The 13,901-nt window shown below is 65.2% G+C and carries 15 protein-coding genes; 11 read left to right on the top strand and 4 right to left on the bottom strand.

The features are described from left to right. The first annotated feature begins 1 nt into the window (after position 1). The 5 genes from sufU to P7L68_RS25460 all read left to right on the top strand — a co-directional run bounded on the left by sufU (position 2) and on the right by P7L68_RS25460 (position 2,677). Positions 2-505 carry a Fe-S cluster assembly sulfur transfer protein SufU gene (gene sufU / locus P7L68_RS25480; RefSeq protein ID WP_372002604.1) on the top strand — a complete coding sequence of 168 codons (504 nt, stop codon included), beginning with the start codon at positions 2-4 and terminating at the stop codon, positions 503-505. Between the two features lie 74 nt (positions 506-579). Continuing rightward, complete coding sequence (locus tag P7L68_RS25475) at positions 580-921, top strand: metal-sulfur cluster assembly factor (protein ID WP_372002603.1); 342 nt, start codon at positions 580-582, stop codon at positions 919-921. A 137-nt stretch (positions 922-1,058) separates the two neighbouring features. After that, positions 1,059-1,745, top strand: coding sequence for an NnrU family protein (locus tag P7L68_RS25470; protein ID WP_372002602.1), 687 nt, complete (start codon positions 1,059-1,061; stop codon positions 1,743-1,745). Between the two features lie 80 nt (positions 1,746-1,825). Then, the gene (locus P7L68_RS25465) at positions 1,826-2,251 is read left to right on the top strand and encodes a MarR family winged helix-turn-helix transcriptional regulator (RefSeq protein ID WP_372002601.1); all 426 of its coding nucleotides are present in this window, start codon (positions 1,826-1,828) and stop codon (positions 2,249-2,251) included. Between the two features lie 15 nt (positions 2,252-2,266). Further along, the gene (locus P7L68_RS25460) at positions 2,267-2,677 is read left to right on the top strand and encodes a DUF2000 family protein (protein WP_372002600.1); all 411 of its coding nucleotides are present in this window, start codon (positions 2,267-2,269) and stop codon (positions 2,675-2,677) included. Positions 2,678-2,696: 19 nt separating this feature from the next. Here P7L68_RS25460 and P7L68_RS25455 read toward each other — a convergent pair whose 3' ends face one another. Continuing rightward, complete coding sequence (locus tag P7L68_RS25455; protein WP_372002599.1) at positions 2,697-3,332, bottom strand: GntR family transcriptional regulator; 636 nt, start codon at positions 3,330-3,332, stop codon at positions 2,697-2,699. A gap of 13 nt (positions 3,333-3,345) precedes the next feature. Then, entirely contained in the window at positions 3,346-5,331 is a 1,986-nt protein-coding gene (locus tag P7L68_RS25450) for a BCCT family transporter (protein WP_372002598.1), read from the bottom strand. Positions 5,332-5,586: 255 nt separating this feature from the next. Here P7L68_RS25450 and P7L68_RS25445 point away from each other — a divergent pair, with 255 nt between their 5' ends. Then, positions 5,587-5,730 (top strand): hypothetical protein, encoded by a 144-nt coding sequence (locus P7L68_RS25445; protein WP_372002597.1) that lies wholly within the window; start codon positions 5,587-5,589, stop codon positions 5,728-5,730. A 12-nt stretch (positions 5,731-5,742) separates the two neighbouring features. On the opposite strand, the gene P7L68_RS25440 is transcribed toward P7L68_RS25445, so the two are convergent. Both P7L68_RS25440 and P7L68_RS25435 read right to left on the bottom strand, forming a co-directional pair. Continuing rightward, on the bottom strand, positions 5,743-6,249 hold the full coding sequence (locus P7L68_RS25440) for a DUF523 domain-containing protein (protein WP_372002596.1): 507 nt from the start codon (positions 6,247-6,249) through the stop codon (positions 5,743-5,745). Beyond that, complete coding sequence (locus tag P7L68_RS25435; RefSeq protein ID WP_372002595.1) at positions 6,249-8,279, bottom strand: methylmalonyl-CoA mutase family protein; 2,031 nt, start codon at positions 8,277-8,279, stop codon at positions 6,249-6,251. Before P7L68_RS25435 ends, P7L68_RS25440 begins: the two co-directional genes overlap by 1 nt. Before the next feature lie 423 nt (positions 8,280-8,702). Here P7L68_RS25435 and ccrA point away from each other — a divergent pair, with 423 nt between their 5' ends. From ccrA to P7L68_RS25410, 5 genes are all read left to right on the top strand, one after another. Next, positions 8,703-9,989, top strand: a complete 1,287-nt coding sequence (gene ccrA / locus P7L68_RS25430; RefSeq protein WP_372002594.1) for a crotonyl-CoA carboxylase/reductase — start codon at positions 8,703-8,705, stop codon at positions 9,987-9,989. Between the two features lie 248 nt (positions 9,990-10,237). Further along, positions 10,238-11,917 carry an acyl-CoA dehydrogenase family protein gene (locus P7L68_RS25425; RefSeq protein ID WP_372002593.1) on the top strand — a complete coding sequence of 560 codons (1,680 nt, stop codon included), beginning with the start codon at positions 10,238-10,240 and terminating at the stop codon, positions 11,915-11,917. A 109-nt stretch (positions 11,918-12,026) separates the two neighbouring features. Further along, a complete protein-coding gene (locus P7L68_RS25420; protein WP_372002592.1) occupies positions 12,027-12,233 on the top strand; it encodes a twin transmembrane helix small protein in 207 nt (68 codons plus the stop codon). A 46-nt stretch (positions 12,234-12,279) separates the two neighbouring features. Then, complete coding sequence (locus P7L68_RS25415) at positions 12,280-12,855, top strand: cob(I)yrinic acid a,c-diamide adenosyltransferase (RefSeq protein WP_372002591.1); 576 nt, start codon at positions 12,280-12,282, stop codon at positions 12,853-12,855. A 295-nt stretch (positions 12,856-13,150) separates the two neighbouring features. Continuing rightward, complete coding sequence (locus P7L68_RS25410) at positions 13,151-13,900, top strand: electron transfer flavoprotein subunit beta/FixA family protein (protein WP_014743642.1); 750 nt, start codon at positions 13,151-13,153, stop codon at positions 13,898-13,900. The last annotated feature ends 1 nt before the right edge of the window (position 13,901 follow it).

Genomic DNA, 13,901 nt, shown 5'->3' with positions numbered 1-13,901 from the left:
CATGCCGGCCGATACTGCCCTCGACGACGACCTCCGGTCGCTCTATCAGCAGATCATCCTGGAGCATAACCGCAACCCGCGGCATTTCGGCCGGCTGGACCCGGCCGATGCCAGCGCCCATGGGCATAACCCGCTCTGCGGCGACGAGGTGACGGTCGATCTGAGGTTCAAGGAGGACCGGGTGGCGGAGATCGCCTTCAAGGGTCGTGGCTGCGCCATCTCCACCGCGTCTGCATCGATGATGACCGAGGTGGTGCAGGGCCGCAGCCGGACCGAGATCGCAGATATGTTCATGCGCTTCCGTGATCTGGTGACCGGTGCCGATCCGCGGGCGCTCGACCATCCGGAGGTCGAGGCGACGCTGGGCGTGCTGGCGGCACTCGGGGGCGTGCGTGAATTTCCGAGCCGGGTGAAATGCGCGACCCTGCCCTGGCACACGCTGGCCCGGGCACTGGAGAACGGTGGGGATGCAGACCGGGCCGGCGGCCCGGTCTCGACCGAGTGAAGCGGCGCCCCAACCATCAGGCCAGCCCGATGCAGGCGGCCGGAGACGACGGGTTTCGAACGGAAGCAGGCGATATGACCGACAACACCAAGCCATTGCCACAGGACGAGCCGGGCGATCTTGAAGCCGCGGTGATCGATGTGCTGCGCAGCTGCTATGATCCCGAGATCCCGGTCAACATCTATGATCTGGGGCTGATCTACGAGGTGCGTATCGATGCGGGCGACCTGGCCTATATCCGCATGACGCTCACCTCACCGATGTGCCCGGTGGCCGAAAGCCTGCCGGTCGAGATCGAGACCAAGATCCGCGACATCGCCGGTATTTCCGACGTGACCGTCGAGGTGGTCTGGGATCCGCCATGGACCCCGGAGATGATGAGCGAGGATGCCCGGCTCGAACTCAACATGTTCTGAGCCGGAAATATTCCGAGCCGGAACATGTTCCGCGCGGGCCACCTGCCCGGGATTGAACCCGTCATCCTGCTGCGTCATGCTGCGTTGAGCATGATCGGGCACGGGCACGTGCCATAAAAAAGCAGAGGACGGGATCCATGCATCAGATGATCGGCCTCGCCATCGGCGCGGTGCTGTTCCTCATCACACATCTGGTGCCGGGCATCCCGGCCGTCAGACGCTATATGATCGCCTCGCTGGGTGAGGGCGCCTATCGCGCCCTCTTTTCTCTGGTGGCGCTCTTCTCGCTCGGCATTCTGATCTGGGGCTATGGGCAGGCCCCATATGTGCCGCTCTGGGACGGCAGCGGCGCGCTGCGCCATCTGGCCTTCACGCTGATGCTGTTCGCGGTTGCCTTCGCGGTGCTGGGGCTGACCCAGCGCAACCCGACCATGGCCGGGGCCGATGCCGCCGGCGCGCCTGCACCCAAGGCGGTCGGCGTGCTCAAGATCACCCGCCACCCGCTGATGTGGGGGATCATGATCTGGGCTGTGGCCCATATTCTGGCCAATGGCGATCTTGCCACCACAATTCTGGGCCTCACGATCTTTGTCGTCGCCCTTGCCGGCAGCCGGCTGATCGAGATCCGCAAGCGCCGCGACATGCCGGTCTCGTGGATGCTGTTTACCGGCGCCAGCTCTTATATTCCCTTTGCCGCGATCTTCGCGGGCAAGGCCAGGGGGGCCTTTGCCGAGATCGCCTGGTGGCGCTGGCTGGTGGCGCTCGTGGTTTATATGGCCCTTTTCGCAGGCCATCGCTGGATCGCTGGCGTGCCGCTGATGTAAGGCAGGCCTGTCATTCGTCCCGCGATATCGGCCGATAAAAAGACTCGTATACGAGATATATGTATGCGAGAGTTTATCTTATGAACCGCATCGAAGACTGCATCAGTTTCCTGACCGGCAAGGCCGCGCAGGCTGTCACCCGGGCGGCCCGTGACCGGCTGGCCCGGCATGGAGTGACACCGGTTCAGTACGCCGTGCTCCAGGTCTTGTGGGAAGAGGACGGCCAGAGCGGCGCGACCATTGGCGCGCGGCTGGTGCTGGACAGCGCTACCATCACCGGCGTGATCGACCGTCTGGTGAAGCTGGAGTTGATCGCGCGTCGGCCATCCGCAGAGGACCGGCGAGTCAACGCTCTGCATCTGACCGACCGCGGCCGGGCGCTGCGCGATCCGCTCCAGGCGGAGATGGATGCGCTCAATGCCGATGTCGATGCGGCTCTGGGTGGCCCGGCAGCAGAGGAGCTGAAATCGCTCCTCCGCCGGATCGCAGCCGCCCCCCTCTCTTAAGGAGCCTGCGGGGATATGCAGTTCGAGACCAAGATCGCGCTGGTGGTGCGCGATGACCTTGCCGTGTGGCAGAAGCTGAACGTCACGGCGTTTCTGATGAGCGGCGTCACCGGGGCGGCGCCCGAGATCATGGGGGAGCCTTACCGCGATGCTGCCGGCAATATCGCATTGCCGCTGTCGATCCAACCGGTAATTGTGCTGGCGGCTGACGGCCAGACGCTCGTCACCATCCGCCGCCGCTGCCTGGAGCGGGAAGTGGTGCCGGCGCTCTATGTCGAAGACATGTTTGCAACCGGCCACGATGCTGCCAACCGCGCTGTATTTGCAGAGCAGCAGCCCGAGACCGCGAAGCTGGTCGGGCTGGGGATCAGGGCAGATCGGCGTGTGGTTGACCGGATCACCAAGGGTGCGCGCATGCATCCCTGATACGGGCCGATGCCGTCGGTCAGGTGAGGGCGGCATGCAGATCCGCCCGCACCCCTTCGATATGAGCGGTCAGCACCTGACAGGCTGCTTCGATCTCACCCCTTCGACAGAGGGCGATCAATGTGCCGTGCTCGCGCTCTGCCCGGCCAGGAGAGGGTGTGGTGGAGAGCTGAAGCCGTGTGTAGCGATCCGAGGTCTGCAGCAGCCCGGTTACGATGCGCAGGCTGCGCGGCCGGCGGGCATGCATGTACATGGCCAGATGCAACTCGGCGTTCAGGGCGCCCCAGCGGGCCATGTCACCGGCGGCAACGGCGCCGATGAACAGATGATGGATCGTCTCGATCCGGGCGAAGTCGGCCGGCGTCAGTGCAGGAACTGCCTCGCGTAGCAGCCGCGGTTCCAGGATCACCCTGAGATCGAAGACATCGTCGATTTCCTCTCGCGAGATCGACGACACCACGGCGCCGACACCCGGCGTGATCCGTACCAGCCCTTCTGCATCCAGCTGCAGCAGGGCCGAACGGATCACGGCCGGATCGACCCCATGCTCCCCTGCCAGTGCATCCTGGTGCAGTTCCGTGCCGGCGGGGCAGGCGCCATCGATGATCGCCTTGCGGAGCCCGGCCGTGATGGCGACCGCGGATGGATGGAGCATGGGATGGCCCAGCCTATTCTGGTGTCTGTTCCGGCGCGCCTGCAAAGAGCGCGGCGCCGGGTGACCGGACCAGGGACTGGTAGTGGTCGAACTGGACGAGCACGTCCGCTATCAGCTGATCGCGGGTCAGGCCATAGACGTCATAGCCACGGCTGCCGTCGCTGAACCAGGTGCGCGCTTCATGGCGCAGATCGGGTCGGGCGGCATCCATCGCCGTCAGGGCCGGCAGCGGATGGCTGGCCGGCTGAATGCCGTAGATGAAGTTCCGTACGCCTTCGGCCGGCAGCACCAGCGAGATGCCGCCGGTCGCATCGTCGCGTTCCACGTCTGCCGGATGGCCGCGGCCGTTGAACTCCGCCGCCACCGCCCGGAGTGCATCCGTGGCGGTACCATCCAGGAAGCGGCGTACGTCCTTCTCGTCCGGTGTGTGCAGGATCTGACCAAGGCGGCGCTTCCAGCCGGCTTCCACACCCGGGACACCTGTTGAGGGGACGGGGGCACCGAGCGGCCGGTGGGCAAGATCTGCGCTCATGCCGCGGAACAGGCTCCAGCACAGCAGCAGCATCACCACGGCGAAGGGCAGGGCACTGGCGATGGTGACGGTCTGGAGCGCCGAGAGACCGCCGGCCAGCAACAGGACCGCCGCGACCACGCCTTCGAGCACGCACCAGAACACCCGCTGCGGGATCGGCGTGTTGGTGGCCCCGCCCGACGCGATGGTGTCGACCACCATCGAACCAGAATCCGACGAGGTCACGAAGAACACCGTCACCAGCATCACCGCCAGAACCGCCGTGATCGACGAGAGCGGCAGATATTCGAGGAACCGGAACAGGGCGACCGACACATCCTCGGCAACCGCGGCGGCCAGTGCGCCGTTGGCGACCTCGGTGTCGATGAACATGGCCGTGTTACCGAATACCGTCATCCACAGGAAGGTGAAGCCCAGCGGCACGAACAGCACCGCAATCACGAATTCCCGCACCGTCCGACCACGCGAGATGCGGGCGATGAACATGCCGACGAAGGGCGACCACGAGATCCACCAGGCCCAGTAGAACAGCGTCCAGGAATAGATCCACGAGCGCGGTTCATAGGCATAAAGGTTGAAGGTCTTGAGGACGAAATTGTCGAGATAGATGCCGATGTTCTGGACGAAGGCCCGGAACAGCATCGTGGTGGGCCCGACGGCCAGCACAAAGAGCATGAGCGCAACGGCGAGCACCAGATTGGTCTCGCTCAGGATCCGCACACCCTTGTCGAGGCCGCTGATCACCGAGATGGTGGCGACACCGGTCACGGCGGCGATCAGCGTCACCTGCACGATGGGGGAGACTTCAAGCCCGATCAGATGATCGAGACCGGCATTGATCTGCAGGACGCCGAAGCCCAGAGAGGTGGCGAGACCGAAGACCGTGCCGCAGATCGCGAAGATATCGACCGCATGACCGATCGGCCCATGGATCCGCTCTTTCAGCAAAGGGTAGAGGCCCGAGCGGATCGTCAGCGGCAGATTGTAGCGATAGCCGAAATAGGCGAGCGACAGGCCGACGATGGCATAGATCGCCCAGGCGTGGATGCCCCAGTGGAAGAAGGTGATGTTCATCGCAGAGCGTTGCGCCTCGATCGAGCGGGGCTCGACCACAGGCGGGCTCGCGAAATGGGTCATGGGCTCGCCGACCGCAAAGAACATGAGCCCGATGCCCATACCGGCGGCAAAGAGCATGGCCACCCACGAGCCATAGCGGAAATCCGGTTCGGAGTCGTCCGGGCCGAGTTTCAGGCGCCCAAAGCGGCTGAAGCCGAGAAACAGGGCCATGCCCAGGAAGATCGCGACCACCAGGATATAGAACCAGCCGAAGCGATGCAGGATCTCGCTTTGGACGACGGTGAACAATGCTTCCATCTGCTCGGGTATCGCGGCCCCTGCGACCACAAAGGCGAGGATGATGGAAGCGGCGCCGAAGAAGACCGGCGGGTTGATCGTCATCCTTAGCATGATCCGGGTCCTGCAGTGGTGGCGCTCTGGTTCCCACGCTACAGGAAGCCGGCCGATGACGCGACGTCAGATCCAAGGCAATGTCATGGATCAAGTCATCGCCCGGCGCCATCAAATGACATAACCCGTGTTCATTCAGGGGCGGACCCCGTTGTAACGTTACGATCGATTGACCTGATACATCTTTCATGACGTCATGTGGTCAAGCGAAGTCGGGTGACATTCGTTGCCCCCGAAAGATACGAGGTCATACAAATGAGCCGGAACGTTCTGTATCTGATTATCGGTGCTCTGCTCGTGATCGTCGCCGTCGGTGGCTATCAGTATTATCAGGAGAGTCAGAAGAGCGGAGTCGAGGTGGAGGTCGGCAATGGCGGTCTGTCGGTCGAGACGAAGTGAATCCCCGGCTGATCAACCATTCGGGCCATCGATCTCGGCCAGCCGCCGGGCCGCGGCGTCGAGATCATCGTCGGCAAATACTTCGATACCGGCGGCGGTAAGAGCCTCGGCCGTCAGGCCGTCGCCTGGGATCAGCCGGCCGCTGAAGCTGCCGTCATGGATCCGCCCGACCCCGCAGGACGGGCTCCGCGCCTTGAGCAGCGCCAGGCGCACCCCACGGGCCAGGGCAGTTTCGACGGCGATGCGGGCACCGGCTGAAAACGCTGCGGTGACATCGGTGCCGGTTGCATCGATCACCCGGCGGCGACTGTCGAGCTCCGCCGGCGGTCGTGGTGTCGGCAGACCGCCCGCCATCTCGGGGCAGAGCGGGATCAGCCGGCCTTCGGCCATGAGATCGTTGATCAGCGGATGCGGTCGCGCGGCACCCCGGCCGTCGAAACGAACCGGCCTGCCCAGAAGGCAGGCCGAGATCAGAACCGGGCGGCGGTCTGCCGCCCGGTTTTCGTGGCTCGCGGACATCACGCCGCTTCGCGGCTGAGCCCGTCGACCAGGTCGACGATGTCGGCCATGATCTGGGTGATTTCGAAGTCCTTGGGCGTGTAGACCCGGGCGACGCCGGCCGCCTTCAGCTTGCGGGCATCCTCGTCGGGGATGATGCCGCCCACGATCACCGGCACGTCGGTGAGCCCGGCTTCGGCCATGCGGCGCATGACATCGGCGACCAGCTCGTTATGGCTGCCCGACAGGATCGACAGGCCCACAACGTGAACGCTCTCTTCAAGAGCGGCATTGACGATCTGGGCCGGGGTGAGGCGGATGCCCTCGTAGACCACCTCCATACCGCAGTCGCGGGCCTTCAGGGCGATCTGCTCGGCACCGTTGGAATGGCCATCGAGACCGGGCTTGCCGACCAGGAATTTCAGCCGGCGGCCCAGGCGGTCCGACAGGCTGTCGACCTTGGCGCGCACCGCCTCGGTCCGGTCGCGATCGCCACGCACCTCGACCACGCTGCCGCCGACGCCGGTGGGTGCCCTGTATTCGCCGAAGATCTGGCGCAGCGTCTCTGCCCATTCCCCGGTGGTGACGCCGGCATGGGCGCAGGCGATCGAGCTTTCCATGATATTGCGGCCTTCCTTGGCCGCACGAGCAAGTTCGGCGAGGCTCGCCTCGACCGCTGTCGCATCACGAGCGGCCTTGTGGGCCTGAAGCTTCTCGATCTGTCGGCGTTCGACACCGGGGTCGACGGTCAGGATGGCGCCATCCTCGCCAGAGGTCAGCGGCGACGGCGCAGTCTCGACGAACTTGTTGACGCCGATCACCGCCATCTCTCCCGATTCGATCGCGGCCACGCGGCGGGCATTGCTCTCGACCAGCCGCTGCTTCATGTAGCCGCTCTCGACCGCGGTCACCGCGCCGCCCATCTCCTCGATCCGGGCCAGTTCGGCGCGGGCGCCGGCCTTCAGCTCCTCGACCTTGGCCGCCACCACCGGTGAACCGTCGAACAGATCGCCGTATTCCAGAAGATCGGTTTCCATGGCGACGATCTGCTGCAGGCGCAGCGACCACTGCTGGTCCCAGGGGCGCGGCAGGCCCAGAGCCTCGTTCCAGGCCGGCAGCTGCACGGCGCGGGCGCGGGCGTTCTTGGACAGCACCACCGCCAGCATTTCCAGCAGGATGCGGTAGACGTTGTTCTCGGGCTGCTGCTCGGTCAGGCCCAGCGAGTTCACCTGCACGCCGTAGCGGAAGCGGCGGAACTTCTCTTCCGCAACGCCGTAACGGTCGCGGGTGATCTCGTCCCAAAGCTCGGTGAAGGCGCGCATCTTGCAAAGCTCGGTGACGAAGCGGATGCCGGCATTCACGAAAAAGCTGATCCGTCCCACCACCTGCGGCAGATCCGCCTCAGGCACCTGACCGCCGGCGCGCACCGTATCCAGCACCGCCACCGCCGTCGCCAGTGCATAGGCCAGTTCCTGCTCGGGCGTCGCCCCTGCTTCCTGCAGATGGTAGGAGCAGACATTGGTCGGGTTCCACTTGGGCAGTTCCCGGTAGGTGAAGGCGATGGTGTCGGCGATCAGGTTCAGGCTGGGCTTGGGCGGGAAGACATAGGTGCCGCGCGACAGATATTCCTTGATGATGTCGTTCTGGGTCGTGCCCTGGAGCGATGCCCGCGGCGCTCCCTGCTTCTCGGCGGTGGCGATGTAGAGCGACAGCAGCCAGGCTGCGGTCGCATTGATCGTCATCGAGGTGTTCATCCGCTCAAGCGGGATGCCGTCGAAGAGCGTCATCATGTCGCCGATATGACAGATCGGCACGCCCACCTTGCCCACCTCTCCCCTGGCGAGCACATGGTCGGCGTCATAGCCGGTCTGGGTCGGCAGGTCGAAGGCGACGGAGAGACCGGTCTGACCGCGCGACAGATTGGTGCGGTACAGTTTGTTGCTCTCCTCCGCCGAGGAGTGGCCGGCATAGGTGCGCATCAGCCAGGGCGTATCGCGGCGCGGCATGGCGCCGCTTGCCGCTTCTGCGGCGGAATTCGGCTGCTTCGGCATCTTTTCGTCCTGTCGTGGCGGGGTTCTGTGTCGAATCTTACCCTGAGGGCGCCCCATTGGAAATAAGGCCCTATTTTGCGCCGCAAAAAAGGGCTTGAAAATCCCTTATATCCGGAAAATCATGAACGGCAACCGGAAAGCTCTGGTCGCGATCGCGTCGCAGCATGCGACCGTACCGCGATTGATCTTCCGGCGGGTTCTGGTCCCGTTGTCCCTTCCCGGACGGGACTGCCGGACCATCCGAACGATACCACCAAGAACGAACGACAAATACCAACGCGCGAACAATACGCGCGGTTCCACGACAGTACGCCGGCCCCGGACATCGGGGCGCAGCCAGGAGGCCGCAGGATTGCGTGGTGCCCCGACCCCACCTGCGGACGCTTAAGGTCGAGAGAAGTAGAACGAGGGCACGGTCTTCCCATGAACACTGACACCACCGCCGCCGAGGCGACCCGCACCCAGCCGGTCAAGTCGCTCTACGAGGTCGGCGAAATTCCGCCGCTGGGCCATGTTCCGGATCAGATGTACGCCTGGTGCATCCGCCGGGAGCGTCACGGCAACCCCGACACCGCCATGCAGGTCGAGGTCGTCGAAACCCCCAAGGACCTGGCGCCGGACGAAGTGCTCGTCATGGTGATGGCCGCCGGCGTCAACTATAACGGCGTCTGGGCCTCACTCGGCCGACCGATCTCGCCGTTTGACGGCCATGGCGCGCCATATCATATCGCCGGCTCCGATGCTTCGGGCATCGTCTGGGCCATCGGCTCCAAGGTGAAGCGCTTCAAGGTCGGCGACGAGGTCGTCGTCCACTGTAACCAGGATGATGGTGACGACGAGGAGTGCAACGGCGGCGACCCGATGTTCTCGCCGTCGCAGCGCATCTGGGGCTACGAGACCCCGGACGGCTCCTTCGCCCAGTTCTGTCGCGTGCAGTCGCGCCAGCTGATGCCGCGCCCGCGCCATCTGACCTGGGAGGAGAGCGGCTGCTACATGCTGACGCTCGCCACCGCCTATCGCATGCTGTTCGGCCATCGCCCGCACATCCTGCGTCCGGGTGACAACGTCCTGGTCTGGGGCGCCGCCGGCGGTCTGGGCTCGATGGCGCTGCAGCTGATCGCCACGGCCGGTGCCAACGGCATCGCGGTCATCTCTGAAGACAACAAGCGCGACTTCGTGCTCAGCCTGGGTGCCAAGGCCGCGATCAACCGCAAGAATTTCGACTGCTGGGGCCGTCTGCCCGAGGTCGACGACGTTCAGGGTTATAACGACTACATCCGCCGCGTCCGCGCCTTCGGCAAGGCGATCTGGGACGTGACCGGCAAGGGCAATGACGTCGATTTCGTCTTCGAGCATCCGGGTGAGCAGACCTTCCCGGTCTCGACCTATGTGGTCAAGCGCGGCGGCATGGTCGTGTTCTGCGCCGGTACCACCGGCTACAACCTGACCATGGATGCCCGGTTCGTGTGGATGCGTCAGAAGCGCATCCAGGGCAGTCACTTCGCCAATCTGAAGCAGGCAGCCCAGGCCAACCGGCTGGTGATCGAGCGTCGCATCGATCCCTGCATGTCGGAAGTCTTCTCGTGGGACGACATCCCCGAGGCGCATATGAAGATGTTCCGCAACCAGCACAAGCCCGGCAACATGGCCGTGCTGGTCCAGGCGCCGCGCCCGGGCCTGCGGACGATCGAGGACGCCATCGACGGCTGACCGAAACTGATGCGGTGAGTGGCCGGCGCGGCACCGCCACGCCGGCCCCGGCGCCGCCTGCGCCGATCCGGCCCCGTCCAGGGGCCTGATCGGGCGGGCGGCGCCGCACCTTGATCAGGATGCCGCAGCGGATCGTCCGGACCGGCGCTGGACGCCGGCCGCCTCAGGGCCATATCCGGTGCGGTACCCCGCCGTTTCCGATATCCGCAGTGTTCGACACGTCTTCCGACCAGAGGACCATTCCTCCCATGTCCGCTTCCACCGCGATCCTTTCGCCCGAGACCGACGCCCCCGTCCTGATCGACGACCTGCTCGACCGGGCCGAACGCGCCCTTGCCGCCGTCGAGGCCTATGCCGATGCCGTCCAGACCGCCGTGGGCGGGATGGTGCGTCGCGACGGCAAGGTCGATGCTGCCGTGCTCGATGCTAGCCAGCATGCCGCTCATGGCCTTGCCTGGACGGCAACCTATGTCGAGGCCCTGCGCCAGATGCTTGGCTGGGCACGTCGGCTGGATGCCGAGGGGCGCCTTGGCGAGACCGAACAGCTGATGCTGCAGACCGCCTTCGGCGAGTACGTGGCACAGCTTCAGGGCGGCCTGCCCATGTCGCAGGGCGAGATCGTTCGTCCGGCCGATTTCGGCCTCATCGACGAGGCGGCAGCGCTCTCGCAGGGGGATGCGGGCCTGTTCCTGCGGGCCGGCAACACGGCCGCGGTTCGGGCGCGGCTGGCGGCACTGATCGCCGACGGCAATTTCGGCGAGCTGGGGCTCGAAGACGAGACCCTGCTGATGATCCGTGACCAGTTCCGCCGCTTCGTGGAAGAAAAGGTCGTTCCCTTCGCCCATGACTGGCACAAGGCCGACGAGCTGATCCCGCTCGAGGTCGTGAACCAGATGGCGGAGCTGGGCGTGTTCGGCCTGACCGTGCCTGAGGAGTTCGGCGGGCTCGGCCTTTCCAAGGTGGCGATGTGTCTGGTCACCGAAGAACTGTCGCGCGGTTATATCGGCGTCGGTTCGCTGGGGACGCGGTCCGAGATCGCGGCCGAGCTGATCCGGCTTGGCGGCACGGAAGACCAGAAGCAGAGCTGGCTGCCGCGTCTCGCCTCGGGTGAGATCCTGCCGACCGCGGTCTTCACCGAACCCGGTACCGGTTCCGACCTCGGCGGCCTCAAGACCCGCGCGACCCGGGATGGCGATGTCTACCGGGTGACCGGCAACAAGACCTGGATCACTCATGCCGCCCGCGCCGATCTGATGACCCTGCTGGTCCGGACCGATCCGGCCACCAAGAACTATTCCGGCCTGTCGATGTTTCTGGCCGAGAAGCCCCGTGGCACCGATGCCGAGCCTTTCCCGGCCGAGGGCATGAGCGGCGGCGAGATCCGCGTGCTCGGCTATCGCGGCATGAAGGAATACGAGATCGGTTTCGACGATTTCACCGTGCCCGCTGACAACCTGCTGGGGCGGACCGAGGGCCAGGGCTTCAAGCAGCTGATGGCGACCTTCGAAAGCGCCCGTATCCAGACTGCAGCCCGTGCGGTCGGTGTCGCCCAGTCGGCGCTGGAAATGGGGCTGCGCTATGCTCATGAGCGCGTGCAGTTCAACAAGCCGATCTACGCCTTCCCGCGGGTTTTCGACAAGCTGGTCTGGGCTGCCGTCGAGATCATGATCGCCCGCCAGCTGACCTATTTCTCGGCGCGCGAGAAGGATAGCGACCGGCGCTGCGACCTGGAGGCCGGCATGGCCAAGCTTCTGGCAGCCCGCGTCGCCTGGGCCACGGCCGACAACGCCGTCCAGGTCCATGGCGGCAATGGCTATGCCGAGGAATATCCGATCAGCCGCGTGCTCTGTGATGCGCGCATCCTCAATGTGTTCGAGGGTGCGGCCGAGATCCAGGCACAGGTCATCGCCCGCCGCCTTCTGGGTTGAGGGTGACGGGGCCGGCTTCCGCAGGGACGCCGGCCTTCGCGCGAAAATCTCGCCCGCCGGGACCGGTTGACCCTGTCAGACCGGGCCCGGCGGGGCCATATTGCGGGCCATGGATACGATGTCAGGCGTGGTGCCGGTTCTGATCGTGGTTGCGATGGTCGCCACGGCCGGCGTTCTCCTGGTGGGCGTGATGTCGATGCTCGTCGGCGGGCGCTTCAACCAGAAATATTCGAACAAGCTGATGCAGTGGCGGGTGCTGCTGCAGGCCCTGGCGATCCTGCTCGTCCTGCTGTTCCTGGCGATGACGGGCGGCTGACCCGACCTGCCGTCGCTGCCACCTTCAACCACCAACGGAGCCCCCGATGGTCCAGCTCACCCGCATCTACACCCGTGGCGGCGATCGCGGTGAAACCTCGCTCGGCGACGGTAGCCGACGACCGAAGGATGATCTCAGGGTCGCCTCTTACGGCACGGTCGACGAGGCGAACGGCGTGATCGGGCTGGTCAGGCTGCATCTGGAGACCGGGAGCGACGAAGACCGCATGCTCGCCCGTATCCAGAATGATCTGTTCGATCTGGGGGCGGATCTCGCCTGCCCCGCCGGCGACGACCCTGCACGTGAGGCGAAGGCATTGCGCATTCTGCCGGCGCAGGTTGACCGGCTGGAAACCGAGATCGATGCAATGAATGCCGGGCTGCAGCCGCTCAAATCCTTCATCCTGCCCGGCGGTACGCCGGCATCGGCGCATCTGCATCTGGCGCGGACGGTCGTTCGCCGCGCAGAGCGTGACCTGGTCGAGCTGATGAGGGTGGAGCCGGTGAACGAGGCGGCACTGCGCTATCTCAACCGGCTGTCGGATCATTTGTTCGTTCTGGCACGTCATCTGAACGATAAGGGCGCGCGCGACGTCCTCTGGGTCCCGGGGGCCAACCGCTGACGCGGCCTTAAGCCGCGGCGTTCCTTGAATTTTCGAGAGGTGCCCCGAAATTGACACCGCACGTCGCAGCGCCTAATGTGCGGTGGACTCGATCGGGGGAACCGGCAGCCGGGAGCCATGTGACGCAGGTCGTCGCGCGCCACCCGGGCAGCCGGTCGCCTGTCGTCCGACGGAGAGCCGGCGCCCTGCCGTTCGCTGCCGGGCGTCCTGGTCCGGATCCGCACCCGCTGAGGGGGTCGGGGGATGCGACCGGACGACGTAGAGCCGAAAAAACCCAACTGGAGTCGGGAGATCTATGAAGGTACTCGTCCCCGTCAAGCGCGTGGTCGACTATAACGTCAAGGTCCGCGTCAAGGCTGACCAGACCGGCGTCGACCTCGCCAACGTCAAGATGTCGATGAACCCCTTCGACGAGATCGCGGTCGAGGAAGCCGTGCGGCTGAAGGAAGCCGGCAAGGCCACCGAGATCGTGGTCGTGTCCATCGGCCCTAAGGGTGCACAGGAACAGATCCGCACGGCGCTGGCCATGGGCGCGGATCGCGGCCTGCTGATCGAGACCGATGAAGAGGTCCAGCCGCTCGCCGTGGCCAAGCTGCTGAAGGCGGTCGCAGAGGCCGAGCAGCCGCAGCTGGTCGTGCTGGGCAAGCAGGCGATCGACGACGACTCCAACCAGACCGGCCAGATGCTGGCGGCGCTGCTGGGCTGGGCCCAGGGCACCTTCGCGTCCAAGGTCACCGTCGGTGACGGCGAGGTCGAGGTGATCCGCGAGATCGACGGCGGTCTCGAGACCGTCTCGCTCAAGCTGCCTGCGATCGTGACCACCGATCTGCGTCTCAACGAGCCCCGCTACGCTTCGCTGCCGAATATCATGAAGGCGAAGAAGAAGCCGCTCGACACCAAGACCCCCGGTGATTTCGGTGTGGACGTTGCGCCGCGCCTGAAGACCCTGAAGGTCACCGAGCCGCCGAAGCGCAAGGGCGGCATCAAGGTGCCGGATATTGCGACGCTGGTGGACAAGCTGAAGAACGAGGCGGGGGTTATCTGAC

This window comes from Tistrella mobilis (assembly GCF_041468085.1).
GTDB classification, from domain to species: domain Bacteria; phylum Pseudomonadota; class Alphaproteobacteria; order Tistrellales; family Tistrellaceae; genus Tistrella; species Tistrella mobilis_A.
The sequence above is the reverse complement of the archived record's forward strand: the minus strand, read 5'-3'. Positions and strand labels throughout refer to the sequence as shown.